Annotated in this window: 20 protein-coding genes; 12 read left to right on the top strand and 8 right to left on the bottom strand. The window is 62.2% G+C overall.

Annotated elements, in window-relative coordinates; all coding sequences use genetic code 11:
- Positions 1-23: 23 nt before the first annotated feature.
- Positions 24-1,004, bottom strand: coding sequence for a hypothetical protein (locus HK22_RS08315; protein ID WP_086648932.1), 981 nt, complete (start codon positions 1,002-1,004; stop codon positions 24-26).
- A gap of 40 nt (positions 1,005-1,044) precedes the next feature.
- Positions 1,045-2,274 (bottom strand): phosphoribosylamine--glycine ligase, encoded by a 1,230-nt coding sequence (purD, locus tag HK22_RS08310; RefSeq protein ID WP_086648931.1) that lies wholly within the window; start codon positions 2,272-2,274, stop codon positions 1,045-1,047.
- Between the two features lie 66 nt (positions 2,275-2,340).
- On the opposite strand from purD, the gene xseA reads away from it, so the two are divergent.
- Positions 2,341-3,894: an exodeoxyribonuclease VII large subunit gene (xseA, locus tag HK22_RS08305; RefSeq protein ID WP_086648930.1), complete on the top strand. Its 1,554-nt coding sequence runs from the start codon at positions 2,341-2,343 to the stop codon at positions 3,892-3,894.
- Positions 3,895-3,929: 35 nt separating this feature from the next.
- The gene (locus tag HK22_RS08300; protein WP_086648929.1) at positions 3,930-4,289 is read left to right on the top strand and encodes a hypothetical protein; all 360 of its coding nucleotides are present in this window, start codon (positions 3,930-3,932) and stop codon (positions 4,287-4,289) included.
- Between the two features lie 90 nt (positions 4,290-4,379).
- Here the strand turns inward: HK22_RS08300 and HK22_RS08295 are convergent, their stop codons facing one another.
- Positions 4,380-7,220: an Rne/Rng family ribonuclease gene (locus tag HK22_RS08295; protein ID WP_086648928.1), complete on the bottom strand. Its 2,841-nt coding sequence runs from the start codon at positions 7,218-7,220 to the stop codon at positions 4,380-4,382.
- A gap of 577 nt (positions 7,221-7,797) precedes the next feature.
- Between HK22_RS08295 and HK22_RS08290 the strand changes: the two genes are divergently transcribed.
- The 3 genes from HK22_RS08290 to HK22_RS08280 all read left to right on the top strand — a co-directional run bounded on the left by HK22_RS08290 (position 7,798) and on the right by HK22_RS08280 (position 11,360).
- Complete coding sequence (locus tag HK22_RS08290; RefSeq protein ID WP_143412394.1) at positions 7,798-8,646, top strand: N-acetylmuramoyl-L-alanine amidase; 849 nt, start codon at positions 7,798-7,800, stop codon at positions 8,644-8,646.
- 209 nt (positions 8,647-8,855) lie between these two features.
- The gene (locus HK22_RS08285) at positions 8,856-10,427 is read left to right on the top strand and encodes a 2-isopropylmalate synthase (RefSeq protein WP_062110709.1); all 1,572 of its coding nucleotides are present in this window, start codon (positions 8,856-8,858) and stop codon (positions 10,425-10,427) included.
- 165 nt (positions 10,428-10,592) lie between these two features.
- Positions 10,593-11,360, top strand: coding sequence for a sulfite exporter TauE/SafE family protein (locus HK22_RS08280; protein ID WP_077802375.1), 768 nt, complete (start codon positions 10,593-10,595; stop codon positions 11,358-11,360).
- 28 nt (positions 11,361-11,388) lie between these two features.
- Here HK22_RS08280 and HK22_RS08275 read toward each other — a convergent pair whose 3' ends face one another.
- Both HK22_RS08275 and HK22_RS08270 read right to left on the bottom strand, forming a co-directional pair.
- The gene (locus tag HK22_RS08275; protein ID WP_062110707.1) at positions 11,389-11,889 is read right to left on the bottom strand and encodes a hypothetical protein; all 501 of its coding nucleotides are present in this window, start codon (positions 11,887-11,889) and stop codon (positions 11,389-11,391) included.
- A gap of 47 nt (positions 11,890-11,936) precedes the next feature.
- A complete protein-coding gene (locus HK22_RS08270; RefSeq protein ID WP_062110705.1) occupies positions 11,937-12,191 on the bottom strand; it encodes a YMGG-like glycine zipper-containing protein in 255 nt (84 codons plus the stop codon).
- Between the two features lie 310 nt (positions 12,192-12,501).
- On the opposite strand from HK22_RS08270, the gene HK22_RS08265 reads away from it, so the two are divergent.
- The 6 genes from HK22_RS08265 to HK22_RS08240 all read left to right on the top strand — a co-directional run bounded on the left by HK22_RS08265 (position 12,502) and on the right by HK22_RS08240 (position 19,621).
- Complete coding sequence (locus HK22_RS08265; protein ID WP_062033912.1) at positions 12,502-13,551, top strand: rod shape-determining protein; 1,050 nt, start codon at positions 12,502-12,504, stop codon at positions 13,549-13,551.
- Between the two features lie 17 nt (positions 13,552-13,568).
- Entirely contained in the window at positions 13,569-14,498 is a 930-nt protein-coding gene (gene mreC / locus HK22_RS08260; protein WP_062110702.1) for a rod shape-determining protein MreC, read from the top strand.
- A 5-nt stretch (positions 14,499-14,503) separates the two neighbouring features.
- Positions 14,504-15,070: a hypothetical protein gene (locus HK22_RS08255; protein WP_062110700.1), complete on the top strand. Its 567-nt coding sequence runs from the start codon at positions 14,504-14,506 to the stop codon at positions 15,068-15,070.
- Between the two features lie 63 nt (positions 15,071-15,133).
- On the top strand, positions 15,134-17,170 hold the full coding sequence (gene mrdA, locus HK22_RS08250; RefSeq protein ID WP_086648927.1) for a penicillin-binding protein 2: 2,037 nt from the start codon (positions 15,134-15,136) through the stop codon (positions 17,168-17,170).
- Complete coding sequence (gene rodA, locus HK22_RS08245) at positions 17,167-18,354, top strand: rod shape-determining protein RodA (protein WP_086648926.1); 1,188 nt, start codon at positions 17,167-17,169, stop codon at positions 18,352-18,354. The genes mrdA and rodA overlap by 4 nt, the downstream gene beginning before the upstream one ends.
- A 34-nt stretch (positions 18,355-18,388) precedes the next feature.
- Positions 18,389-19,621 carry a hypothetical protein gene (locus HK22_RS08240; protein ID WP_143412393.1) on the top strand — a complete coding sequence of 411 codons (1,233 nt, stop codon included), beginning with the start codon at positions 18,389-18,391 and terminating at the stop codon, positions 19,619-19,621.
- A 72-nt stretch (positions 19,622-19,693) separates the two neighbouring features.
- Here the strand turns inward: HK22_RS08240 and HK22_RS08235 are convergent, their stop codons facing one another.
- Genes HK22_RS08235 through HK22_RS08225 form a run of 3 tightly spaced genes read right to left on the bottom strand, consistent with a single transcriptional unit; the run spans position 19,694 to position 24,660 of the window.
- Positions 19,694-21,730, bottom strand: coding sequence for a DNA/RNA helicase domain-containing protein (locus HK22_RS08235; RefSeq protein ID WP_086648924.1), 2,037 nt, complete (start codon positions 21,728-21,730; stop codon positions 19,694-19,696).
- Positions 21,731-21,734: 4 nt separating this feature from the next.
- A complete protein-coding gene (gene glyS / locus HK22_RS08230; protein ID WP_086648923.1) occupies positions 21,735-23,789 on the bottom strand; it encodes a glycine--tRNA ligase subunit beta in 2,055 nt (684 codons plus the stop codon).
- Positions 23,782-24,660, bottom strand: coding sequence for a glycine--tRNA ligase subunit alpha (locus tag HK22_RS08225; protein WP_086648922.1), 879 nt, complete (start codon positions 24,658-24,660; stop codon positions 23,782-23,784). Before HK22_RS08225 ends, glyS begins: the two co-directional genes overlap by 8 nt.
- A gap of 154 nt (positions 24,661-24,814) precedes the next feature.
- On the opposite strand from HK22_RS08225, the gene HK22_RS08220 reads away from it, so the two are divergent.
- Positions 24,815-25,582, top strand: a complete 768-nt coding sequence (locus tag HK22_RS08220; protein WP_062033911.1) for a DUF2076 domain-containing protein — start codon at positions 24,815-24,817, stop codon at positions 25,580-25,582.
- Positions 25,583-25,597 lie beyond the last annotated feature (15 nt).

The raw sequence follows: 25,597 nt of genomic DNA, 5'->3' as shown, positions 1-25,597 counted from the left end.
GGGTGCGTATTGTCGATGATGGCTTACGGTGCCGGAGAAGCCATCCATAACGTTTCATGCGGGTAATCGACGGTCACTCTGAAGCGCCCGTAAACATTCGCGCCCGCTGCTCCGACCACCGTCTGGCCCATCCAGAGACTCATGCGCTCGGGGCCGAAATTCACATCGGGCCTTTCACTGAACCATACGGGCCCGACATGAACGGCACCAATGGTGACATCCGGTACCCGGATCAGGCGTGTTCCGGGGATGAGGCGATCGCCGTTCAGGACGACGGGCCAATCCGGATGACGGGCATGCCATCGGTTGAAAATGCTCGTGATGATATAAGAGGTAACGCCGATCCCATTCACGGTTGCGATGTGCTGGGCCGCTGCGCCGGATGGGGTGGGCAGCGCGGTTGCTCCGGTATCGAGCAGCAAACTGAGTGCTTCACCATCAATAGTCAGCGTAACGGCAGGAAAGTCACTGAGCCATTCGCCCGCGGAATTCCGGGCAAAGAGTAATGGCGCGTGTGTCGCATGACCATCGGGTTGCCATGACGGGCTTTCAACGATGAGGCGCTGCGCAGGGTAATCGAATGTCCAGATGAAGTGCGAAAGATAGGCGGCTCCAAGGACTCCGTCATATCCAAGGTCGGGTAGAGTGTTCACGACCGCCGCCGCAGCGCCGCATGCCTCTGGTCCTGCCGGAGCAGGGAGACGCGTCGCGGCGGTGAAGGGAGGCATGCGGGCTCCATCAAAACTGAAGCCGGGCAGGCGGCATGGCCTGGCCTGGCCACCAATCCGTTTCAAGGCGGCCGCTTTCATGATGTAGAGGATGCCCATTCCTCCACCACCTGTGTCGACGAGAAGCCGGACCGTCTGTCCCTTCAAGGTTCTGGGCGTGGCATAAAAATGCCCGGCTTCGAACGCTGTAGGGATGACGCGTCCGTCTGATGCAGCATGTGCGCTGCTCACGCTGCACAATGCCAGACAAACCAGCAGTTTCCACAGACGGGTCATCCGGGCTTCCCTCGGTTGGTGCTCAACGATTCTGAGCGTATTAAAGCCCGATATCGTTCCGGAAAATCTTGTCCTCCCACTGGATCGCAGACGCCCCTTCATAGGCCAGTTTTCTGGCGTCTTCCGGCGTTGCAGCCTTGGCGCAGACCGTCAGGACACGCCCGCCATCCGCCACCAGAACGCCATCTGCCAGTCTGGTTCCGGCATGGAAAACCGAAACGCCCGGAACGGCTTCCGCACGCTCGATCCCGCTGATCCGGCCCCCCTTTTTCGGAGCATCCGGATATCCGCTGGCGGCCAGAACCAGCGATATCGAATGTTCGTCCGAGAACTCGGCGGCTGCGTGTTCCAGATTGCCCTGTGCCAGTGCGGCAAGGATCGGCAGCAGGTCCGATTGCAGTCGGATCAGCAAGGCCTGCGCTTCGGGATCGCCAAAACGGACGTTATATTCGATCAGCTTGGGCCCTTCGTTCGTCAGCATCAGCCCTGCAAAGATCACACCCCGGAACGGCGTGCCACGACGGACCATCTCGGCCAGCATCGGTCTCACCATGATGTCGAGCGCTTTTTCCTGCATCTCGCGTCCGAACGCGGGGGGAGGCGAAATCGCCCCCATGCCGCCCGTGTTCGGACCGGTATCGCCATCGCCGAGACGCTTGTGATCGCGCGCAGCACCGATGAGTACGGCCTTGTCGTCTGAGCAGAATGCGAAGAGCGAGACTTCCTCGCCCACCAGACATTCCTCAATCACGAGCGGCATGCCGAGCCTGCGAATGGCGTCTTCGGCCTCGTCCACGCTCTGTGCCACGACGACGCCCTTGCCCCCGGCCAGACCGTCCGCCTTGATGACGATAGGCGCCCCCCGACGACGCACGAATTCGATGGCCGGAGCCTCGTCTTCAAATCGTTCCCAGCGCGCGGTCGGAATGCCGGCTGCGTCTGCCACATCCTTCGTGAACGCCTTGCTGCCCTCCAGCAGGGCCGCCGCCTTCGTCGGACCGGCGCACGGAATGCCCGCTTCGGCACAGGCATCCGCCAGGCCTGCCACCAGCGGCGCTTCCGGGCCGGGGACGATCAGGTCGATCTTCTGTTCCTGCGCGAACCGGACCAGGCCCGGAACGTCATCGGCCTTTAGCGGAACAAGCGTGGCAACGGACGCCATGCCGGGATTGCCCGGAGCCGCATAAAGAGCCGTCAGGCTCGGCGAGCGCGCAAGACATGTAGCCAGGGCATGTTCACGCCCTCCGGACCCGACCAGCAAAACGCGCATTCCGCTTATCCTTTATTATGCAATCATGGGCTTCGTTTGAGGGCGTGCGTAGCATAGACTGACGCCATGATGGAGAGTGATGGCGCGTCGATCCGCGGGAATGTGCCGCAATATTCGGTTTCCGAGATTTCCGGGGCGATCAAACGCACGCTGGAGAGCGGATTCGGCCGTGTCCGCGTGCGCGGTGAGATCACGGAACTCAAGCGCTATCCGTCCGGCCATATTTATCTTTCGCTCAAGGACGAAGGTGGTAAGATCGCCGGTGTGATCTGGCGCGGGAGTGTCTCGCGCCTCGGCATGGCTCCTGAAAACGGCAACGAGGTCATCGCAACCGGCCGCGTCTCGGCCTACGGCGAACGCTCCAGCTATCAGCTGGTCATCGACCGCATGGAGTTTGCGGGCGAGGGGGCTTTGCTCGCAAATATCGAGCGCCTGCGCCGCAAACTGCTTGAAGAAGGTCTGTTCGACCCCGAGCGCAAGAAAGCCATCCCGTTCCTGCCGTCTCTCGTGGGTGTCATCACGTCGCGGTCCGGCGCGGTGCTGCACGATATCATCACGACCGTCAGCCGCCGTTTCCCGCGGGACGTCCTCCTGTGGCCGGTTCCTGTGCAGGGCGAAGGGGCGGCAGCCCAGATTGCTGCCGCCATCGAAAGCATGTCCGTGCGTCGTCCGCGCACGCCGGATGTGCTGATCATTGCGCGGGGGGGCGGGTCTCTCGAAGACCTCATGGCGTTCAACGACGAGCGCGTCCTGCGCGCCGTTGCGGCCTGTCCCATTCCTGTCATTTCGGCAGTCGGGCATGAGACCGACACGACGCTGATTGACCTTGTCTCGGACCGTCGGGCGCCCACCCCGACCGCCGCCGCCGAAATGGCCGTGCCGCTGCGCTCGGAAATGGTCGCGGACATGGCGCATCGCAATGCACGTCTGACGGGTGCGCTCACCCGTATCATCCAGACGGCGCGTGCACGGCTGGATCAGGCCGCCGCCCGTCTGCCGGACCTGCCGGGACTGCTGGATTCCGCCCGGATGCGTCTGGATGATCGTGGCCAGCGGCTCGATCTGGCGTTGCCGTCTTTCGTCATGCGCATCCGCAACCGGCTTGATGCGCCGGGCATGCATCTGCCATCGCCGGAGCTTCTGATCGGGCGCAGTCAGGCACGTCTGCAGGCCCTGCGTCTGCCTGCGCCAGAACTTCTCGTCAGCCGTGCACGAGCCCGCCTGAACGGGCCAGTCACACATCTGCCGAACCCCGAACTACTGATCGAACGCCGCCGTGCCGCCCTGCGGATGGTTTCCAGCGGTCTGGATGCCTCATGGCAGCGTTCGCTCCAGACTTTTCATCTGCGCACCGAACGCCAGCGCCTGTCGCCGGATGTTCTCAGAAGCGCCATCCGCCTTCAGAAAATGCGGCTTCACGGGCTGAGCAGCCATCTTGAAGCCGTGTCGCCCCGCGCTATTCTCAGCCGCGGTTATGTGCTTGTGCAGGATGTGAATGGTCAACCCGTTACGAGTGCGGAAGCCCGGCCTGTTGCCGATCGCGTCGTTCTGTCTTTCGCGGATGGAGATCGTGGCGCAAAACTGGACAGCCTGTCGCCGCAGGGCGATCTTGGGCTTTAATCTTTCACCCATCTGATCTGCGATCCGGAGTCTGCATGCGTTCGTTCTGGTTGAGTCTCGTTGCCCTGCCACTGCTTGCAGCCTGCGCTGAACAGCCCACGGCCCCCGCGCGCCCTGCTGCCCCCGCGTCGCAGGCCAGGATCCCGCCGCAGGATTTCGCGCCGGGTCTGGCGGAAGAGGCCCCCGAGGACGGCAAGAAGAAGCTGTTCAACGATCCGTCTGCCCCGCTGAACACACCGCTGTGTGGCACAGCGCTACAGGAACAGGCGCGGGCTGGTGCGGCGCTGTATCCGCAAAGTCTGGCCAGCACGAGTTCCTGTCCGCGCAATGCCTGTTTCCAGCCGCTGACTGGCACCTATATCGCGGCAACCGGGGCGCAGAGCGTCTGCCGCTAACTGGAGCGCCGTGTTTCAGCAGGACAAAGAAAAAGGCCGGTCAGGATTTCCTGACCGGCCTTTTTTATGGCTGTGGAAAGTGCTGACGGATCAGCGCTTCCACCATCCTGCACGACGCTTCGCCGGAGCGACTTCATCAATGTTTACCGGCTGAAGAATGTTTCCATCCTCGGCCGGAGCCTCGGCAGCGGCGGTCTTTGGCGCGCGACGGGTCCGGCTGCGCTTCGGCTTGGCGGTCTCTTCCGCTGCGACTTCTGCCGGAGCCGGCGCAGCTTCGGGGGCGGGTTCAGCCGGGGCTTCAGTAGCCACGGCCTCCGCCTTCGGAGTGCGCCGCGTCCGGGTCCGACGGGGCTTGGGAGCCTCTTCGGCCACAGGCTCTTCGACAGCCGGAGCAGGAGCGACTTCCACTGCAGGCGCGGCTTCCGTCACCGTTTCGGCAGGAGCGGCATCTGCAGCCTTGGCACGGGCCGGGCGACGTCCGCGACCACGGCGGGGCTTGGGAGCCTCTTCCGGTGCCGGAGCTTCCGCTGTTGGCTCTTCCACGGCAACAGCCGTTTCGACAGCCGGGACATGCTCGATCACGACGTCCGTGGGCAGGCTGATCCCGGTCTGAAGGGCCTGTGTCGTCCCTTCAAATTCCGCCTGCTCAATCACGTCGAAGATGTCGAAGCTGCCGCCGAACGGATCAGCAGGCGTAGGGCCCGTGTAGCGATGCTGGGCGGGACGCTCCTCGCGTTCCTCCCGGCGACGCGGATTGCGCGCTGCGGGAGCTGGTGCGGCAGGGCGTGGTGCCGGTGCGGGGCGCCGTGGCGCTACGTCACGGGTTTCGGCCACGGGTTCTGCACGCGGCGCTTCAGAGCCCTCGGCTTCCTTGACGATGCGCTTGAAGCGGGTGCGACGGCGGCCCGGAATGATGCCGTTTTCGTCAACATTGTCAGCGGGCGGGGTCTCACGCTCTTCAGGCGCATGGACGTTATGGTCCTGCGGTGCGTCCGCTGCGACGTCTCCGTTCTGCTCGCGACGGCCACCACGGCGGCGGCGGCGGCGGCGGCGGCGACCATCGTTGCTGTCTTCCTGGCCTTCCGACGGCACAACATCTTCAATGACTTCCGCATCGACGACCGGCGTTTCCACCCGCAGGGCGACGGGGGCCTGTTCTTCGATGATCTCGATCGTGCGGACGCTTTCCGGCGCACGCTCCACGGCGCGTTCCGTCCGTTCCGGAGCGCGGGTCTGTGCCGGAGCCGCTGTCTGGGTTTTCAGGCGCTCGATCCGCATATCTGCGGCAGCGAGGTTTTCTTCCGTACGGAAGATGACCTGCATCCGATGATGGCGTTCGATGTCAGCCAGCCAGGAGCGCTTGTGGTTGAGGATATAGAGGGCAATCTCGGAGCCCACATAGACTTCGATTTCGGCTGAACGCTGGCGTGCGCCTTCCTCGTCGATAGCACGCAGGACGTGCAGGGCCGAACTTTCCGTTCCACGGATGAAGCCGGTACCCTGACAGTGCGGGCAGGGCGTGAGGACGGATTCCGCAATGGACGGGCGCAGGCGCTGGCGGGACATTTCCAGCAGACCGAAATGGGAAATATGCCCGACCTGGATGCGCGCACGGTCGGAACGCAGGGCTTCCTTGAGGCGCTTTTCCACCTGAGCATTGTGGCGGCGGCTTTCCATGTCGATGAAATCAATCACGACCAGACCGGCCAGATCACGCAGACGGAGCTGGCGACCCACTTCCTCGGCGGCTTCGAGGTTCGTGCGCAGGGCCGTTTCCTCAATGTTGCGCTGCGAGGTGGACTTGCCGGAATTCACGTCGATGGCGACGAGGGCTTCCGTCTGGTTGATGACCAGATAGCCACCGGACGGCAGACGGGCCGTCGGCGAGAACATGGCGTCCAGATGGCCTTCGACATTGTAGCGCGCAAACAGGCTCTGCCCGCGGTTCTGCCACAGCTTGACCTTGTTGGCGTTGCTGGGCATCAGCAGGCGCATGAACTCGCGCGCGTTCTTCCAGGCCGCTTCACCATCCACGAGGATGTCTTCAATATCCTTGGAAAACAGGTCGCGGATGACGCGCTTGATGAGGCTTGCTTCCTCATAGACCAGCGTCGGCGCGACCGAGGACAGGGCGTGGGAGCGGATATCGTCCCAGAGCTGGAGCAGGTATTCGCAGTCCCGCGTCACTTCCTGTGCCGGGCGACCGGCACCGGCGGTCCGGACGATCATCGCCATGGACTTCGGCAGGTCGAGTTCCGCGATCACATCGCGCAGGCGGCGGCGATCGGCATCGGACGTGATCTTGCGCGAAACACCACCGCCACGCAGGGCGTTCGGCATCAGGACACAATAGCGCCCGGCAAGGGAGATGTAGGTGGTCAGGGCTGCACCCTTGTTGCCACGCTCTTCCTTGACGACCTGCACCAGCAGCACCTGACGACGGCGGATGACTTCCTGGATCTTGTAGTTGCGCAGGAAACGGGCCGTGCGGCGCGACGACGCGCTTTCCTCGCCCGTATCATGCTCGCCACCAACGGTTTCGGGCGCGCGACGGTCGTGGTTGTCGCCGTCTTCGTTATCGGCACCGTCTTCGGAAACCGTTTCGGTCTCGGCATCATCCGCCGCATCACCACGCTCGGCAATTTCTTCTTCCTGGAGCGCGATGAGCTTCTCGCGGTCTGCGACAGGAATCTGGAAATAGTCCGGGTGGATTTCGCTGAAGGCGAGGAAGCCGTGGCGGTTGCCGCCATATTCGACGAAAGCGGCCTGAAGGCTCGGCTCTACGCGAATGACCTTGGCAAGATAGATGTTGCCCTTGAGCTGCTTCTTGGTCGATGTCTCGACGTCGTAATCTTCGACGCGGTCACCATCCATGACCACAACACGCGTTTCTTCCGCGTGTGTGGTGTCGATGAGCATACGCTTGGTCATGGAACACTGAACTCCACGACGCTCCGCAATGGCTGCCTGGGCCGGGGGGAACGTCAGATTGTGTGGGGTGGAGGGAACGGCGCAGTCCGAACGCACAGCGACGGGACATGTTGGGTCCCGTTTCGCTGAGGTTGCTGGCTGCGAGCACGTTGAGTGACATTCGTCCCCTGAACAGACGGCCGGTCCGGAAATCCGGAGCCGGATGAAAAACCTGATCCGGACGGGCGTCTGGCCTGTACCGGAGTGACATATCACCAGTTCGATCCGGTCAGGACAGGGTACGGAAGGCTAGTCGCGCATCTGTCAAACGACGGGACGTCGTGGTGGGGACAGGAAAAGGCGGGAGCGGTACGGGAAAGGTTAAAGTCCGTAGCCGGTCGGACCGCACTTTACAGGTCCCTGTCGCACAGGATGACTGAAACCGCTGTCTGTGGCAAGTCCGGGTGCCCGGCGGGGAAAAGCGGCGTTTTTCATTTTTCCGTGGAAGAAGCTCCCGGAAGTCTTCTGCCATGTTCCTGACAGGGTTTCGTGCTGTATGGTTCTTTCGTCATTCACCGCTGCAACCGGGAAACAAGGGATGCTGACGCGACGCACACTGGCCAGTGGTTTTTTCGGTGGCCTTTCGGGAGTATCGCTGCTGGCGCCCCTGACGGCCTTCGGGCGTCACCCGGTTCATGGTCCGCTTCACGGAAAGCTGCACGCTCCTGCCGTTCATCGCGGAGCCGCACCGCCGAAACCTCTTGTGATGCTGGACCCCGGACATGGCGGCAAGGACCCCGGCGCCATCGGGATTTCGGGCACTTACGAAAAGCATATCGCCGAAGCCGCAGCCTCCGAACTGAGTCGCCAGCTTCTGGCTTCGGGACAGTACCGCGTCGCCATGACCCGCTCCGAAGACCGTTTCATTCCGCTTGAAGGGCGTGTCGAACTGGCACAGCGGCATCAGGCGCATCTCTTCATTTCCATGCACGCCGACGCCCTGCATGACAGGGATGTGAGGGGCGCAAGCGTCTATACGCTCTCGGGTGGTGCCTCGGACGCACAGACGGCATCCCTCGCACGGACGGAAAACAGCGCCGATCGTTTCGCTGGACCGGCCTTTCATGGCATGTCGCCCGATGTGCAGCAGATCCTCGCCAGCCTCGTTTCAGAAGAAACGCGTCGGGGGTCGGCGCATATGGCGGCCAGTGTGGTGAATTCGTTCCGGAACAGGATCGGGCTCCTGACCCATCCCTCACGTCATGCGGCTTTCGTGGTTCTGAAATCTTCCGAAATTCCATCGGTCCTGGTTGAGATGGGGTTCATGTCGAACCGGCTGGATGAGGCCGCGCTGCGTCAGGCCGTCCATCGCACACAGGTCGCCAGTGCCATGAAAACCGCCATAGACCGTTATTTTGCAACGCATGTCGGCGTGATGACGGGCTGATCCGCTTCTTGCGCAGGGGAGGCTTTATGCTCATGCGGGTTGCGCATGACGCAAGAATCGGTCATTTAACGCGCCTATGATGTTTCTTTCGATCCTCTCGCTTCGACTTATTGGCCCCTGAACGCCTTATCCTAGGCGGACAGCGCTCCGTTGCGTTCAGGGGATAACAGACAGAAAGCCACCCTGAACCAGACGAGACGATCTCCATCATGACTTTCCAGCACCCGTCCTTCGGCAATATCGCCGACGACCGCGTCATTATTTTCGACACCACACTGCGCGACGGCGAACAGTCCCCCGGCTTTTCGATGAATATCGAAGAGAAGCTTCGCATGGCCCATGCGCTGAGCGCTCTGGGCGTGGACGTGATTGAAGCCGGGTTCCCCGTGGCGTCCGAAGGCGATTTCGAGAGTGTGCGCCGGATTGCCGAGGATGTCCGTGGATCGGTGATCTGCGGTCTGGCCCGCAGTGGTGGCAAGCGGGATATCGAATCCTGTGGCGAGGCCCTGAAGAAGGCCGAGCGTTCGCGGATCCACAACTTCATTTCCACGTCCCCGCTGCACATGAAGTACAAGCTGCGGATGGAGCCGGAAACGGTGCTGGAAATCATCGCGTCCGGCAACCAGAAGGCCCGTCAGTACACGGATGACGTTGAATGGTCGGCCGAGGATGGCTCCCGGACCGATCCGGACTTCCTGTGCCGCTGCGTGGAAATGGCGATCCGCAATGGCGCAAACACGATCAACATTCCCGATACGGTCGGCTTTGCCACGCCAGAAGAAATGCGTGCGATCTTCACCATGCTGCGTGAGCGCGTTCCGGGTGCGGATCAGGTGATTTTCTCCGCACATAACCACAATGATCTGGGCCTCGGTGTTGCCAACACACTGGCCTCCGTCGAGGGTGGGGCGCGTCAGATCGAGTGCACGATCAACGGTATCGGCGAACGTGCAGGCAATGCCGCGCTCGAAGAAATCGTCATGGCGCTGCGCACCCGTCACGATCAGTATGGCAAGACGACCGGTATTGAGACGACGAAGCTGCTGGGCATGTCCCGTATGCTGGCGACGATCACGGGCTTTGACGTGCAGCCGAACAAGGCCATCGTCGGACGTAATGCGTTCGCGCATGAAAGCGGCATCCATCAGGACGGGATCCTGAAAAACGCCGCGACCTATGAAATCATGACGCCGGAAAGCGTAGGCTGGAACAAGACCTCGCTGGTCATGGGCAAGCATTCCGGCCGTGCGGCATTCCGCGACAAGCTGGCGCAGCTTGGTTATCCGCCGCTGGAAGACGATGCCCTGAACGCCGCTTTTGCGCGCTTCAAGGATCTGGCCGACAGCAAGAAAGTCGTGTTCGACGACGATATCCGCGCACTTGTGGATGACGAGAGTCGCGACCATGAGCGGGTGCATCTGATCTCGCTGGAACTGGCTTCTGGCACGAAGCAGAAGTCCCAGGCCAAGCTCGAAATCAGCGTGGATGGCGCCATCCAGTATGCTGCGGTCAGTGGCAACGGTCCGGTCGATGCAGCCTTTCGCGCCATTGGCGAAGCGTTCCCGCATACGGCTGAACTTGCTCTGTTCTCGGTGGCCAACGTCACGGAAGGCACAGATGCACAGGCGCGTACGACCGTGCGGTTACAGGAAAACGGCAAGCTCGTGGATGGGCAAGGCGCTGATGCCGATACGGTGGTCTCTGCGGTCCGTGCGTATATTCATGCACTGAACAAGCTCCTGACCAAGCGCGAGCGTCGGGAGCCGGAAGCACTGTCCTGATCCGTCCGGGGCGACATTTTTTCAGTCAGCGGGCATGTGGAGGATTTCTGCATGCCCGTTTTTTATGAATAACGATTATAAACGATATAAAATAGTTTATATAAGAAGTAGACAAATATAACACGAACGGTATGGTTTTCTTATCTGGCCGGACAAGGAACCCTCATGCCGCATTCATGGCTTTACACGCTTTCAGGACTGCTGGTGGGCTTTCTGGTCGGAATGACCGGCGTAGGCGGTGGCTCCCTGATGACCCCGCTGCTGATCCTGTTATTCGGCGTCAAGCCGCAGTCGGCGGTCGGCACGGACCTGCTCTATGCCGCTATTACCAAGATCTTCGGTACGGCGCTCAATCGCCATCACGGCGTTGTACGCTGGAGAATCGTTCTTCTTCAGATGGCAGGAAGTCTTCCAGCCGGTCTGCTGTGTCTCATCTTCCTGCGTCATTTCGGTCCGAGCCCGTTCGTTTCGAAACTGATTACCGAAGTGCTGGGTGTGGCACTCCTGCTGACGGTGCCTGCCATCCTGTTCAAGCCGAAGCTTCAGAAATGGTCAGCCAATGCAGGAACCCTTCGTCCACAGACGGTCGATGCGCTAACGGTTGTGCTTGGTATCGTTCTGGGAACGCTGGTCACGCTGTCTTCCGTGGGGGCCGGGGCGATCGGCATGGCCGCTCTGACAGTGCTCTATCCGCGTGTTAGTACGCGGGAGCTTGTGGCGACGGATATTGCACATGCCGTGCCGCTGGCACTTCTGGCCGGTGGCGGACACTGGCTTCAGGGCGCGGTCGATTCCGTTGTGCTCGTGGAACTGCTGATGGGGTCCATTCCCGGAATTCTGCTTGGAACGCTTCTGGCGGGACGGCTGCCAGAGGATGCGCAGAGATGGTTTCTGGGCATCCTTCTGGCAATTATCGGCCTGAGAATGATCTGAGGCCGATGGGTCGGGGTGGTGTTGCGGCTTAGTAGCCGTAACCGCCCTGATAGTTCTGGGGCTGCTGCTGGTAGCCGCTCTGCTGTGAATATCCGCTGTTGGGCGGGTAGCTGTTGTTCGGATATCCGTTGGGATACTGGGGTTGCTGGCAGTTTGTGTTCGGCGGGCACTGGTACTGTGGCTGCATGTACTGGCCCTGCTGCTGCGGGTAAGTGCCCTGCTGGTTGTTATAATAGCCCTGCTGCTGGCCATTGGAGTAGCCGCTCTGGTAGCCGGGGCGATTGGGCGTCGTCACCGCACCCGCGCCGGCACCCAGAACGCCGCCTGCCAGAGCGCCGATTGCCGCACCGCGGCCGCCACCTGCCAGCGCGCCGATCGCAGCGCCCGTTCCGCCGCCCAGAAGGCCGCCGCCCAGTGCGCGTGAGCCAGGGTCGTAATTCCCTTCACATCCACCCAGAGCCATGATCGTGGCAAATGCTCCGACCAGCGCCGTGCAGCGCAGGCCAGTATGGGAAAAAGCGGTCCTCATAGTCCGAATCCTTGATCGTCTCTAACGGAGTGAGCGCTGCTTATAGCTCAATATCCGTTGCGTGGGCGGTTGGGGGTCGTTGCGGCGCCGACTGCCGCACCCGTGCCGCCGCCTGCCAGAGCGCCGATGAGCGCACCACGGCCACCCCCTGCCAGAGCGCCGATTGCTGCGCCACCGCCTGCGCCGATCAGTGCGCCGGACCCGGCGCGGGAGCCGCTGTCATACGGGCTGCCACAGCCGGTGAGGGCAACGCCACAGAGAGCCAGAGCTGCCAGAAAGCGGGGTGTTGTAAGGGTCTTCATGACAAAACATCCTGTTAGACGTTCCGGTCCGCGTTCCGGTGATCGGTTCGGAAGGAACAGTTTCGCACTTCTAGACACATACAACGTGACAGAAGGGTGGCAGGATCAGGGCGCACGATTATTTTTTTGCATGTCCCCGGACGGGATCCGGAAAATGGGATCTGGACGCCCCGATCTCGTCGCGCGCATTATATTGACTCTCCGGGCCTTGCTGAACCTGTCGCGTCTGGTTAAGTCCACCCGCGGGGAACCGCCTCGCAATCACGATCCGCTATCTGTCACCCGCACAGAGCCGCTCCAGGAGTTTTGGATGTTTTCTCGTCTGCTGGGTCTCATGTCTGCCGACATGGCCATCGACCTCGGCACTGCCAACACGCTCGTTTATGTCAAGGGTCGCGGCATTGTCCTTGATGAGCCCTCCGTTGTGGCGATCGCCGAAGTGCGTGGCAAGAAACAGGTTCTTGCGGTTGGCAATGAAGCCAAGCAGATGGTCGGCCGCACGCCGGGAAACATCACGGCCATCCGCCCGCTGCGCGACGGCGTGATCGCGGACTTTGAAGTCGCGGAAGAAATGATCAAGCATTTCATCCGCAAGGTTCACAACCGCCGCGCTTTCGCCAGCCCGCAGATTATCATCTGCGTGCCTTCCGGCGCGACAGCGGTGGAGCGTCGGGCCATTCAGGAAAGTGCGGAAAGCGCAGGTGCACGCAAGGTCATGCTGATCGAGGAGCCCATGGCGGCAGCCATCGGCGCTGGTCTTCCGGTGACGGAGCCATCGGGCAGCATGATCGTGGATATCGGCGGTGGCACGACGGAAGTTGCGGTCATTTCCCTTGGCGGCATTGTCTATGCCCGGTCCGCGCGCGTGGGCGGAGACAAGATGGACGAAGCCATCATCTCCTATATCCGCAAGACCTATAACCTTCTTGTCGGCGAAAGCTCGGCCGAGCGGATCAAGATCGAACTCGGCTCCGCCATGATGCCGGACGATCCCGCCAATCCCGACGGCCCCCTGACGGAGATCAAGGGCCGCGACCTTATCAACGGTGTGCCGCGTGAAGTGGTCGTCAGTCAGGCCCAGATCGCCGAGAGCCTGGCGGAACCCGTCATGCAGATCGTCGATGCCGTGACGACCGCGCTTGAAAACACGCCGCCCGAACTGGCCGCCGACATCGTGGACAAGGGCATCGTTCTCTCGGGTGGTGGTGCACTTCTGTATCGTCTGGACGAAGTGCTGCGTCTTTATACCGGTCTGCCCGTGACGGTTGCGGAGAACGCCCTGTCCTGCGTGGCGCTCGGAACGGGGCGGGCGCTTGAGGAAATGCGTCGTCTGCGCAGTGTTCTAAGCAGCATGTACTGAGGACTGGCTGACGCCGGATGCTGTCTATCCATGCCCGGCAGGTGCTTGCAAAGGCCATCCTGCCTCTCCTGATCCTGCTGGCGGTCGGGCTTGTCCTTCTGGGACTGGTCCGACGTCCGGCCGTTGATGGCGTGCGACTGATGGCGACGGACTTCATGGCCCCGGCCTATCACGGGCTGGTCTGGCCGCAGGAGCGTGTGGCCGTCTGGCTGACGGATCTGCGCGGTGCGACCGATCTGGCCAAAGAGAATTCTCGTCTGCGGGAAGAAAACCGCGCCCTGCGACACTGGTATGACGTCGCGGTCGCGCTGGCGGCGGAAAACGGGCGCCTGAAGAACAGCCTGCACTGGATTCCGCAGACCGTTCCCCAATACGTGACCGGACGCGTCACCCGTGACGATGGTGGCCCTTATTCGCGCGCCGTTCTTCTGGACGTCGGCAGCGGCCATCAGGTCCGGATCGGGGACGTTGCGCTTGATGCCGCCGGATTACTGGGCCGCGTGACGGAAGTCGGGCCGCATACGGTGCGCGTTCTGATGATCAATGATGATGCCAGCCGCATTCCCGTCACGCTGGCGTCCTCGCACGGGGATGCAATCATGGCCGGTGACGATACCGCCGCGCCGCGCCTGATCTTCTATCCGCAGGACCATCACCCCATTGAAGGCGAGCGCGTCGAGACGCGGGGCCAGAGCACGATGCCCGCCGGGCTGCCGGTCGGGACGGTACATTACAGCGCGCCGAACCGCCCGGTTGTGGTGCCGGATGCGGATCTGGACCGTCTCGATATCGTGCGCGTGTTCGATTATGGCGACGACGATTCGCAGGCGCCGGATGCGCCGGGCCGCGTGCGTGTGAAAAAACTGCCGCAAAATCCGCTCACCGGGCCGCTGCCGTTCTCATGGCTGCCTAACCTGCCGGATATGCCGGGACGGGGAGGGCAGTAAGCGTTATGGTTGCCGAAAACTCCACGCCCCATCTGCATTCCGCAGTTGAACCCAAACAGACCTTCCGTCGCGCCCTCGACATGTCCAGTCGGGCGGCCATGCCGTCGCTGTTCATCATGTTCACCGCCATCCTGCTGTCCGCGCCGTTTGGAATTCCCGGACAGGCGCAGCTTCAGTTTGGGATTGCGATGTGTACGGTCTGGTTCTGGGCCCATAGCCGTCCCCGCTCCATGCCGGCGCTTGCGGTCTTCCTGTGCGGGCTGGTTGTGGAAATTTTCAGTTTCGGACCACCGGGAACGGTGCTGCTGTCACTTCTGGTGATCTATGGTGTGGCGCATCACTGGCGCTATGGCCTGTCGCGTCTGGGATTTCTCATGGGGTGGCTGATTTTCAGCATTTTTGCTGTTCTGGCCTCCTTTTTCCAGTGGTCCCTCGTGTGCCTGCATGCGGTTGCACTTCTCTCTCCCGCACCTGGCCTCTTTCAGGCGGCGCTGACAATCGGTATCTATCCCAGCCTGACAGCGCTGTTCGTCTGGGGACGCCGCACATTTGCCAATCCCGATCAGGCCTGACAGCGTCCTTCTGCGTGCCGCGCTGAAGGCTGTTTTCTTTTCCGGATCTGAATTCCTGCCCTGATGTTTTCCCGAAAGACCCCTTTCCGCTCGCGGATACGCCAGAAACGTCAGGCTGAGCCTGTGCGGTCAGGACGTGGCGTCTTCACGCGCCGCGCTCTGCTGGTCATGGCCGTGCAGGCCGGGGTTCTGGGTGTGCTGGGGCGGCGGCTGTATAATCTTCAGGTCGTGGATGGCGGCCATCTGCGACAGCTCGCCGAACGCAATCGCACCAGCAAACGCCTTCTCGCCCCGGCCCGGGGCACGGTTCATGACCGTTTTGGCGTGCCTCTTGCAGACAACAAGGTCAGCTGGCGCGCGCTGCTGATGCCGGAAGAGACGACGGATATCCCGGCCGTCATCGAACGTTTCTCCCAGATCGTGCCTCTGGACGAGCATGACCGCGCGCGTATCGAGCGTGATCTGCGCCATGTCCATAAATATGTCCCCGTCACGCTGCATGAGTTCCTGTCCTGGGACGACATGGCGCGGATCGAACTGAACGCGCCCTCTTTGCCGGGCGTTCTGGTCGATGTGGGATCGACACGTCTTTATCCGTTCAAGGATCTGATGGCCCATATCGTGGGTTATGTTGCGCCTCCGAACGAAGAGGACGTGGCGAAGGACACGACGCTCTCCCTACCGGGAATGCGCGTCGGTCGCGCAGGGATCGAACAGACGCAGGAAGCCTCGCTGCGTGGCGAACCGGGTTCCGTGGAGATGGAAGTCAACGCGGTCGGGCGCGTCATTGGCGAGATCGACCGCGTTGAAGGGCAGCAGGGTGAGGACGTGCGCCTGACGCTGGATTCCGTCCTGCAACAGCAGGTGCTGGATCGTCTTGAAGACCGTGTGGCGAGTGCGGTCGTCATGGATTGTCGCAACGGCGAAGTGATGGCGATGGTCAGCACGCCGTCTTTTGATCCGTCCCTGTTCGATTCAGGCGTGAGTCATGCCCAGTGGAACGAATGGGCCAGTGATCCGCGCACGCCGCTCGTAGACAAGGCCGTATCCGGTCTTTATCCGCCCGGCTCGACCTTTAAGCCCGCCGTGGCGCTCGCAGCCCTCAAATCCGGTTCCGTTACGGCGCAGGACCGTTTCAACTGCCCCGGATATTACGATCTGGGTGGCGTGCGTTTCCATTGCTGGAACCGCTGGGGCCACGGCATGATCAACATGCGTGAGGGTCTGAAATTCTCCTGCGACGTCTATTTTTATGAAGTGGCGCGCCGTTGTGGCATGGACCCGATCAAGGCGGTTGGCAACACGATGGGGCTGGGCGTCAAACCGGAAATTGAATTGCCACATGTTCGTTCCGGTGTGATCCCGACGCCCGAATGGCGTCAGAAGCACGGCTTTCACTGGAATGGCGGCGATACAGTGAATGCGGGCATCGGGCAGGGGTTCGTCCAGGTTACCCCGCTGGAGCTTGCCACCTATACCTCCCGCATCGCTTCGGGCCGCAATGTTCAGCCGCATCTGCTGCGGGCGACCAATGACCAGATTTCCACAATGGCGTCCGCGGACGATGTGCCAAAGGTCGATCTGCCGCCGGAATTTCTGGATGTCGTGCGTGGCGGCATGTTTGCGGTCGTCAACGATCAGCACGGCACGGCCCCCAAGGCGCGGCTGGACCTGCCGGGGATCCAGATGGCCGGAAAAACAGGCTCGGCGCAGGTCCGGCGCGTCTCGCGTGCGCTGCGTGAGTCCGGGCATTTCAATTCCATGAACCTGCCGTGGGAATACCGTCCCCATGCGCTGTTCATCTGTTTTGCGCCTTACGACAACCCGAAATATGCCGTCGCGGTGGTCGTGGAACACGGCAATGCGGGCGCGGACGAAGCAGCCCCGCTCGCCAAACTCATCATGACCGATACCCTGCTGCGCGACCCGGCCAGTGACGTCCGCCCTGCTGCCCCTGGTGTGGCTTCCAGCGTTGTCCCAAATGCTGCACCACCGCCCGCCGGAGCGGAAATGCCGTCCGCACCCGCGGAAACCGCCACTTCTGTACCCACGGACCCGTCTGTTGCACAAACCCAGCCGCAGCCGGGGGCAGCGCAATGAAGCGTAATGGTCTGAACACGTTCGGTTTTCTGAAATCCGACCGGCGCCTCCTGCGCGCGGAGCCTGATTTCAGGCCCATGGCGCGGCTGCTTCAGGTTAACTGGCTGTATGTCCTCCTGGTCTGTGTGCTGGCGGGCGTAGGCTATATTGCCCTCTATTCCGCAGGCGGCGGCTCGGCCAAGCCGTTTGCCGGGCCGCAGATGGTGCGGTTCGGCTTCGGCCTTGTCATGATGATTGCGGTCTCGCTCGTCAGTCCGCGCGTTCTGCGGATGGCGGCGGCTCCGGTCTATCTGCTCTCGGTCACGCTCCTCGCCCTTGTGTTGCGGATGGGCCATGTGGGGAAGGGGGCGGAGCGCTGGATCAATCTGGCGGGGATGCAGTTCCAGCCCTCCGAATTCGCCAAAATCGGCCTCGTCATGATGCTGGCGACCTGGTTTCACCGCATCGGCAACGAGCGGATGGGAAACCCGCTGCGCCTGATCCCGCCAGCGCTCCTGACATTGCTGCCGGTCCTTCTGGTGCTCAAGGAACCCAACCTTGGAACGGCCACCATCATCGGCGTCATCGGGGCGACGATGTTCTTCGCGGCGGGAATGCGGCTGTGGCAGATCCTGCTGCTGGTGGCGCCGCTGCCTTTCATGGGAAAGCTGATCTACAGCCATCTGCATGACTACCAGAAGGCCCGGATCGACACCTTTCTGCATCCCGAACATGACCCGCTCGGCGCGGGCTACAACATCATCCAGTCCAAAATCGCCCTTGGTTCGGGCGGCATGTGGGGCGAGGGATACCTGCATGGCAGTCAGGGACAGCTGAATTTCCTGCCGGAAAAACAGACGGACTTCATCTTCACCATGATCGGAGAGGAATGGGGCTTCGTCGGCGGGGTTGCCGTCATCGCGCTGCTCGGAACGCTCGTCATGGGCGGAATGCTCATTGCGATCCGCAGCCGCAACCAGTTCGGGCGCTTGCTGGGTCTGGGCATCGCGATGGATTTCTTCCTGTATTGCGCCGTAAACCTGTCGATGGTCATGGGTGCCATCCCCGTCGGTGGTGTGCCGCTGCCCCTGATTTCCTATGGTGGCTCGGCGATGCTGACGATGATGTTCGGTTTCGGCCTGCTCATGTCCGCCTGGGTGCATCGGAACGAACGCGATCCGGGGACGGAAGACGATGAGGACTGAGCGCCTGCCTGCTTTTTTTATGCTGAAAGGCGGTATGCCGGCGTCCCGGCTGGTGTTCTGGGGACTGGTCTTCGCGGTGGCCCTGTTCCTGAGACATCCGGGCGCGCTGCTGATGGCGCAGTTCTGGGGCGAGGATTCATGGGTCTGGTATCCGCAGGCCTATGAACAGGGCGTGGCAAGCCTGCTCAATCCGGAGACAGGATATCTCCAGACTTTCCCACGTCTGATCGGCCTTCTGGCGCAGGGCCTGCCGTTCCATCTGGCTCCGACCCTTTTTGCGGTCGTGGCCTTTCTGGTGCAACTCGCACCACCTCTGTTTCTGCTGACCGGACGTCTGGATCAGGCATGGCCGGACAGGACGTCGCGCCTGCTGTTCGCGCTGTTCATGGTTGCGTTGCCCAATTCCTACGAAGTGCAGGTCAATCTCACCAACTCCCAGTGGCACCTCGCCATTCTGGCGTTTCTGGTTCTCCAAAGCACGCCGCCGCAGGGCTGGGGGCAGCGCCTGTTAGGCGGAGCAGTCCTGCTGCTGTCAGGGCTGACAGGGCCGTTCTGCGTCTTCCTGTTTCCGGTCGCCCTGCTCCGTTTTGCGGCGGTCCGGGACCGCTCACATCTGATACGGCTTGCGCTCGTCAGTCTCTGTGTGGGCCTGCAGGCAATCACCTATCTGCACAAGGCACATCAGCGGGTCGGCACTGAACTCGGGGCCTCGCTCATCACCGGGGTGCGCATCATCGCCCTCAATATCGAGATCGGCCTCCTGTTCGGACAGCATGCGGCTGCAGATGTGGCGGGGTCGGCATTGTGGTGGCAGCATCGCAGCCTGCCGGTCGTGCTCTGTCTTCTGGGGATCGCCGTCCTGATCTATGCCTGCATGCGTGGCCCTACGATTTTCCGTGAGGCGCTTCTTGCTTCCGGGCTGACCTTTGCGGCTGCCCTGGCGCATCCTCAGGTGTCCATTGATCAGCCCCAGTGGCATGTCATGCAGTATTCCGGCTGGAGCGATCGGTATTACATCTTCGCGATGCTGACCCTGCTCGGGTCATTCTTCGTTCTTGCCCGGGCCCCGCGCCCTGCGCTGAAGGCAGCCGGGGTCTCGGCGCTCCTGCTCGTCACAGCAGCCTGTATCCGGGACTGGCACTTTCCGTTCTTTCCGATGTCCGATTTCTATACGAAAGCCGCAGAGTTCGAACGCGCCCCTGCCGGAACGGTCATCACCTACGGAATTCAGCCCTCGCCAATGACCGCACAGATCCATAAGCGCTGAGAACCGACGGTCCCCTCGCGTAAATCATAAGCGGGAGGCTCATTGGGACCCAGGTCTGGAATACGATGAAGGTTAACCGCTCAGCAGATCTGCCAGATCGTTCTGCACGGTAAAGGGCGGAGCGGTATCAGCGACAGTTCCCAGAAGGGGTACACCGCATGCCATCAGAAAATCTGCGATCCGGTCCAGTGTTTCGGGATCGCGTGTCGGATCATCTGCACTACCCTGCGGCACCCAGATCAGGGTCTCGTATCGGGCCCGTGTCAGCAGGACGCGATAGGTGTTCAGTCGCCATAGCGCCGTTTCCTCAGATTTTACATTGGCCCATTTCGTGCCCGAGAAACGACGTGGCTGCCAGCAATCGCCTGATGAGGCGCGGATCAGGTCTCCATCCCAGCACAGCCCCACGAAATCCAGTTCCAGCCCCTGGATTGCAAACTCCGTCGCATAGGTTTCCAGCGCATCAGAGGCCCGGATATCCCTGTCCGGAACCCAGCGGTTCAGAAACCACTGGGAGACAGCCTTGTCGTCCATATGCGGAACTTCACAGCCAAGCCCCTCGGCGCGAAGACGTTTCGCTTTGGAGCTTGCGACCAGCCCGCACCGGTAGGTCAGGCGGGAGCGATGACGGAGCCCGGCCCGCAGATCATCCAGACTGCGTGTGAGCCGAAACGGCAGATCCGTCTGCCCGGCCAGACTTCTCGCTGTCTCGACGTCTCCATTCAATACGGCATTGACCCAGCGGGGTGCTTTTTCTTCGCGCAGGGAGCGGATTGCCACCCCGAGATGCAAAAAGCGCTGCCGGCCCGCCGCAAGTGCTGATGGCAGATGGGTCAGGTCCCCGGGCCCGATCACATCCGGAGCGGCCTCCACCGACCATACCGGGCGGCTTAAAAGTGCCTCGCCCCAACAGGCCAGACCGCCTTCGCCATCATTGATTTCCTGTCCATGCCCGATCAGGCACAGAATGGCTGCAAACCCCTCATGCCGTCCCATGATATCCAGCAGATGCGCAGGCTCGGAGTCCGTCAGCTTCACGTGACGCGATGTACTTTTGCGCACGGCCTGAGCCTGCGTCCAGCACCGTTGGGCCTCGTCAATGACCATGATCTGTTCAGGCGGACATTCTTCAGGCCGCCCGACATAATGATCGCGGAATTTCGTCAGGGACTGAATGGTGGATTCCATCCGCTGCTCCACGAGCAGGCGCTTTTGTCCACGACTGACGGTATCGCGCGTGAGGGCCTCCCGCAGAACCGAAACAAGGGTCGGGTTCCCCGTCAGAAACGTGGCGCCAGTTGCGTCGCTTCCATCTGCGAAAGCCGCTTTCAGACCACATAACGTCTTGCCCGCGCCCGGAATACCCGACACGAACACAATCACCTTGCGCCCAGCTGTCCGGGCCGTGTTCAGAATGCTGGCGATGCAGGCCGAGGTCTGTGTCAGGTTCGTCGCATCGGCACGGGCGGTGTGGATGTCGGCAACGCTATGTGTCGCGTAAATCTGCCGGGCCGCCTCCACAATGCTTGGGACCGGATCGTAGGGAGCATGTTCCCATTGCGCGGGGAGCAGCGGATGATCGGGATGAGCCGTCTGTGCCGCCAGCGTGGTCAGGAGCGTTTTCAGTCCCGCTGCATTGACGCACTGAACCTCTGTGACGCCCAGGGGAAGCAGAAGCGGCGTTGTCTGGGCGCGGGGCGGCGCATCCGTGGCGACCAGAACTGGAATGAGCGGGTGTTTCCGACTGGCGGCATGAAAATCCAGCAGGTCGAGCGCATAGCCCTCCGTCTGGGAGAGAGCGGCCGCGTCGAAGCTGGACGAGCCAATTTTGAATTCCAGTACATAAATCGCGCCGGGCGAGACCAGAACCGTGTCGATCCGGCCGCCAAGCCGCGGGATCGGAAACTCGAACAGAACCTGCCAGTCCTGTGCGTTGGGAAGTGTGGAGAGAATTTCATGCAGAAGATCGATCTGCGCTTCCCAGGCACGAGCCTGCTGCGGCTCGCCCTGAAAACGGTTCTGCACCACCTTATGGGCCAAAGCGGCGCAGAGCTGGTCCGGAGGCGTGTGAAGGAACGTGGTGACGGATCCGGACCACCACGCTCCCATCGTCTCAGCCCTCGATCTGGCCGAAATCGGCGATCAGGGCGGTTGTCTCGCGGAAGCGGGACAGCAGCCTGAGGCGGTTGGCCCGTACCTCCGGCTCCGGCGCATTGACCGTCACGGCTTCGAAGAACCGGTCCAGCGTCGGGCGCAGGGCCGCAATGGCCTGCATCGCATCGGTGAAACGCTCTTCTTTGAGAGCTGTTTCAATCGCGGGAACAGCCTGATCCAGACCGGCAGCCAGAGCGCGTTCCTCGTCCTGCGTATAGAGGGCCGGATTGGGCGCGCCGGTATGCGGGCCGTCCTTCTTGTCCTCGATGCGCAGGATGTTGGCGGCCCGCTTGGCAGCAGCGAGCAGATTGCGGCCGTCTTCCGTCTGGATCATCTCCGACAGCGCCGAGGTGCGGGCCAGAAGCCGGACCAGATCGCCGTCCAGCCCGCGCGTCAGAATGGCCGCAAGAACGTCATGCCGCTCGCCTTCGCTGCGAAGCTGCACGCGCAGACGCTCGGCAATGAAGTCCTGCAGCTTGGCCAGTTCGCCGCCCGTCCGGCCATTCGCGGCCTGCGTGAACAGTTCCGTCAGGTCCAGACGCAGCCCGTTGTCACGGATGGTGCGGATGATGCCGAGTGCCGCACGACGCAACGCATACGGATCGCCCGAACCGCTCGGCAGTTCGCCGATGGCAAAGAACCCGGCCAGCAGGTCCAGCCGGTCCGCGAGTGCCACAGCGACCGAAACCGGCGCCTTTGCAGTCTCATCGGACTGACCGCGCGGCAGGTAATGCTCGGCCACGGCGCGGGAGACCGCTTCGTTTTCGCCATCATGCGCCGCGTAATAGCCGCCCATGACGCCCTGAAGTTCCGGGAACTCGCCGACCATGCCGGTCGTCAGATCCGCCTTGGCCAGCAGACCCGCGCGCTCGGCCTGTGCGATCTGCGCGCCATCAAGCCCCATGGCCTGCGCCACGGTGCCCGCAAGCTTCGAGATCCGCTCGGCGCGCTCGGCCTGCGTGCCCAGCTTGGCATGGAACGTCACCGCTGCCAGAGCCGGAACGCGGTCAGCCAGTTTGGTCTTGCGGTCCAGATCCCAGAAATGTCGGGCATCGGCAAAACGGGCGCGGAGCACGCGCTCATTGCCCGCCGTGGTCAGCTTGCCACCATCCTTAAACGGCAGATTGCCGATGAAGGCGAAATAGGGTGCAGCCGAGCCGTCCGGATTGCGGAGCGCGAAATAACGCTGGTTGATCCGCATGGAGACCTGCATCACTTCCGCAGGCAGATCCATGAACGCAGCGTCGATCTGGCCCAGAAGCGGCACCGGATACTCGACCAGCCCACAGACCTCATCGACCAGCCCGTCATCCTGCACGACCGTAATGCCGTGCTGGTCCGCCAGACGCGCCACGCCGGTGCGCACCATGTCGCGGCGGCTGTCCATGTCCACGATGACCGAGCGGGTTTCAAGCTCGTCCTTCCACTGCTGGCCGGACAGGATCTCGAACGCGCCGGGCGCGAGGAAGCGGTGACCTTCGGAGAGGTTGGACGCCTTCAGCCCATGCGCGTCGTCCCCGTCACGGGCGAGGGCGAACGGCACGACGTGTCCGTCCAGCAGACACGCGATCCGGCGCAGCGGGCGGACCCAGGTGAAGTTCGATCTCGCACCCCAGCGCATGGATTTCGGCCAGGGGAATTTCCACAGCAGCTCCGGCACGGCTTCGGCCACTCGGCTTTCCGCGCTCACCGGGTCGAGGGACTTGTTCAGAACCCAGAAGCCGTTTTCCAGCGTCAGATCCCCTGGCGTGACGCCATGCTTGCGGGTGAAGCCCTCCAGCGCCTTTTCTGGAGCTCCCTCGCGCGGCCCGCGTTCGGACACGCTGCGCGCCGGGATTTCGGCATCAACGCTCAGGACTGCCGCAATGCGCCGGGCGCCGAAGAAAATGCGCAGGTCGCGCGGGTTCAGGCCGTCGAGCGCTTTGGTCAGCAGCGAACCCAGATCGTTCGCCGCGCGGGCCTGCATGCCGGAGGGGATTTCCTCGCTGAACAGTTCGATAAAGAGTTCAGCCATGGGACGTCTCCTCCTCACCGGCGAGCCAGGCATCGCAGGCGGCTTTGGCAAGCGCTCGGACGCGCCCGATATAGGATGCGCGCTCGGACACGGAAATCACGCCCCGCGCATCCAGCAGATTGAACAGATGCGAGGCCTTGAGGCACTGGTCATAGGCAGGCTGGGCCACGCCGGCCTCGGACAGGCGCATGGACTCCCGCTCGGCATCGTTGAAATGGGTGAGCAGCATCTGCGTGTCGGCGAGTTCGAAATTATGGCGCGAATAGTCCTGCTCGGCGCGCAGGAACACATCGCCATAGGTCAGGCCACGGCCATTGAAATCGAGGTCATAGACGTTCTCAACGCCCTGCACATACATCGCTAGGCGCTCGAGCCCGTAGGTCAGCTCCGTAGACGGCATGACGGTCGGAATACCGCCAACCTGCTGGAAATAGGTGAACTGCGAGACTTCCATTCCGTCACACCAGACTTCCCAGCCCAGTCCCCAGGCGCCGATGGTCGGGTTTTCCCAGTCATCCTCGACGAATCGGATATCGTGCAGTTCGGGGTCGATCCCGATGGCGCGATAGCTGTCGAGCAGAAGCTGCTGGCTGTCTTCCGGCGTCGGCTTGAGCAGCACCTGATACTGGTAATAGTGCTGAAGACGGTTCGGGTTCTCGCCATAACGGCCATCCGACGGACGGCGGCAGGGCTGCACATAGGCCGCGGCCCACGGCTTGGGACCGAGCGCGCGAAGCGTAGTGTGAGGGGAGAGCGTGCCTGCTCCGAGTTCGGTATCGTAAGGCTGCAAAATGGCGCAGCCCTTCTCGGACCAGAATTGATGAAGGCGCAGGATCAGGTCCTGAAAACAGAGCGGCCGGGTCGCAGACAATTCGATAGGCTCCGGTTGGCAGAAATCGGGCGTCACCTTACAGGCACAGGCCCTGAACCGGAAGGGAGCCTCCTGCGGTTGATCTTGTAGAGTGCTCGTGGCTGCATCATATGATGGAGGCTCAGCAATTTCTTCATCTGGAAGGATGATGACGATGAACAACGAAGAACGCGATCTGATCGCCCGTTTCGTCGCCCGTGTCGGGGGAGGGCCGCAGGTCACGGGACCCGGCCAGCCACCGGCCGCCCCTTTGCCGCCTGTAGACCCCGAAGCGGACCGCTTCATCGCCGAAAACTTCCAGCAGTATCCGGAAGCACGCTACCGCGTCACCCAGATGGCCGTGGTGCAGGAAGCCGCTCTGGCGCAGGCGCAGAACCGTATCCGCCAGCTCGAATTCCAGCTCCAGCAGGCCCAGCAGCAGCTCGCACAGGCGCAGCAGTCTGGCGGCGGCAAGTCGGGCGGGCTTTTCGGTGGTTTCTTCGGCGGTGGCAACCGCCCGCAGCAGTCCGCTCCTCCGCCGGGCTGGGGCGCACAGGCTGCGCCTCCGCCGAACTTCATGCCGCAGCAGCAGTATGGTTATCCGCCAGGTTACCAGCCGGGCATGTTTCAGCGCGGCGGTTCGGGCTTCCTCGGCTCGGCTCTGACCACGGCTGCGGGCGTTGCTGGCGGCATGATGGCTGCCAACGCGCTTGAAGGCCTGTTCTCCGACCATCACGGTGGCGGCGGCGACGCAGCCGGCGGCTGGGGCGCGGGTGGTGACACGATCATCAACAATTACGGCAGTGATGCGTCGACGGCCGATCCCTTTGGCGGTTCGGGTACCGATGCCGGTAACTTCTCCAACTCCGATTTCGGCGGTGGCGATTCCGGTGGAGGAGACTTCGGCGGCGGTGACGGCGGCGGATTCGACGACATGTTCTGAGCCTGTCTCCACCGG

The organism is Gluconobacter sp. DsW_056, assembly GCF_002153595.1.
Taxonomy (GTDB): domain Bacteria; phylum Pseudomonadota; class Alphaproteobacteria; order Acetobacterales; family Acetobacteraceae; genus Gluconobacter; species Gluconobacter albidus.
This window is presented reverse-complemented; position numbering and strand designations above follow the sequence as displayed.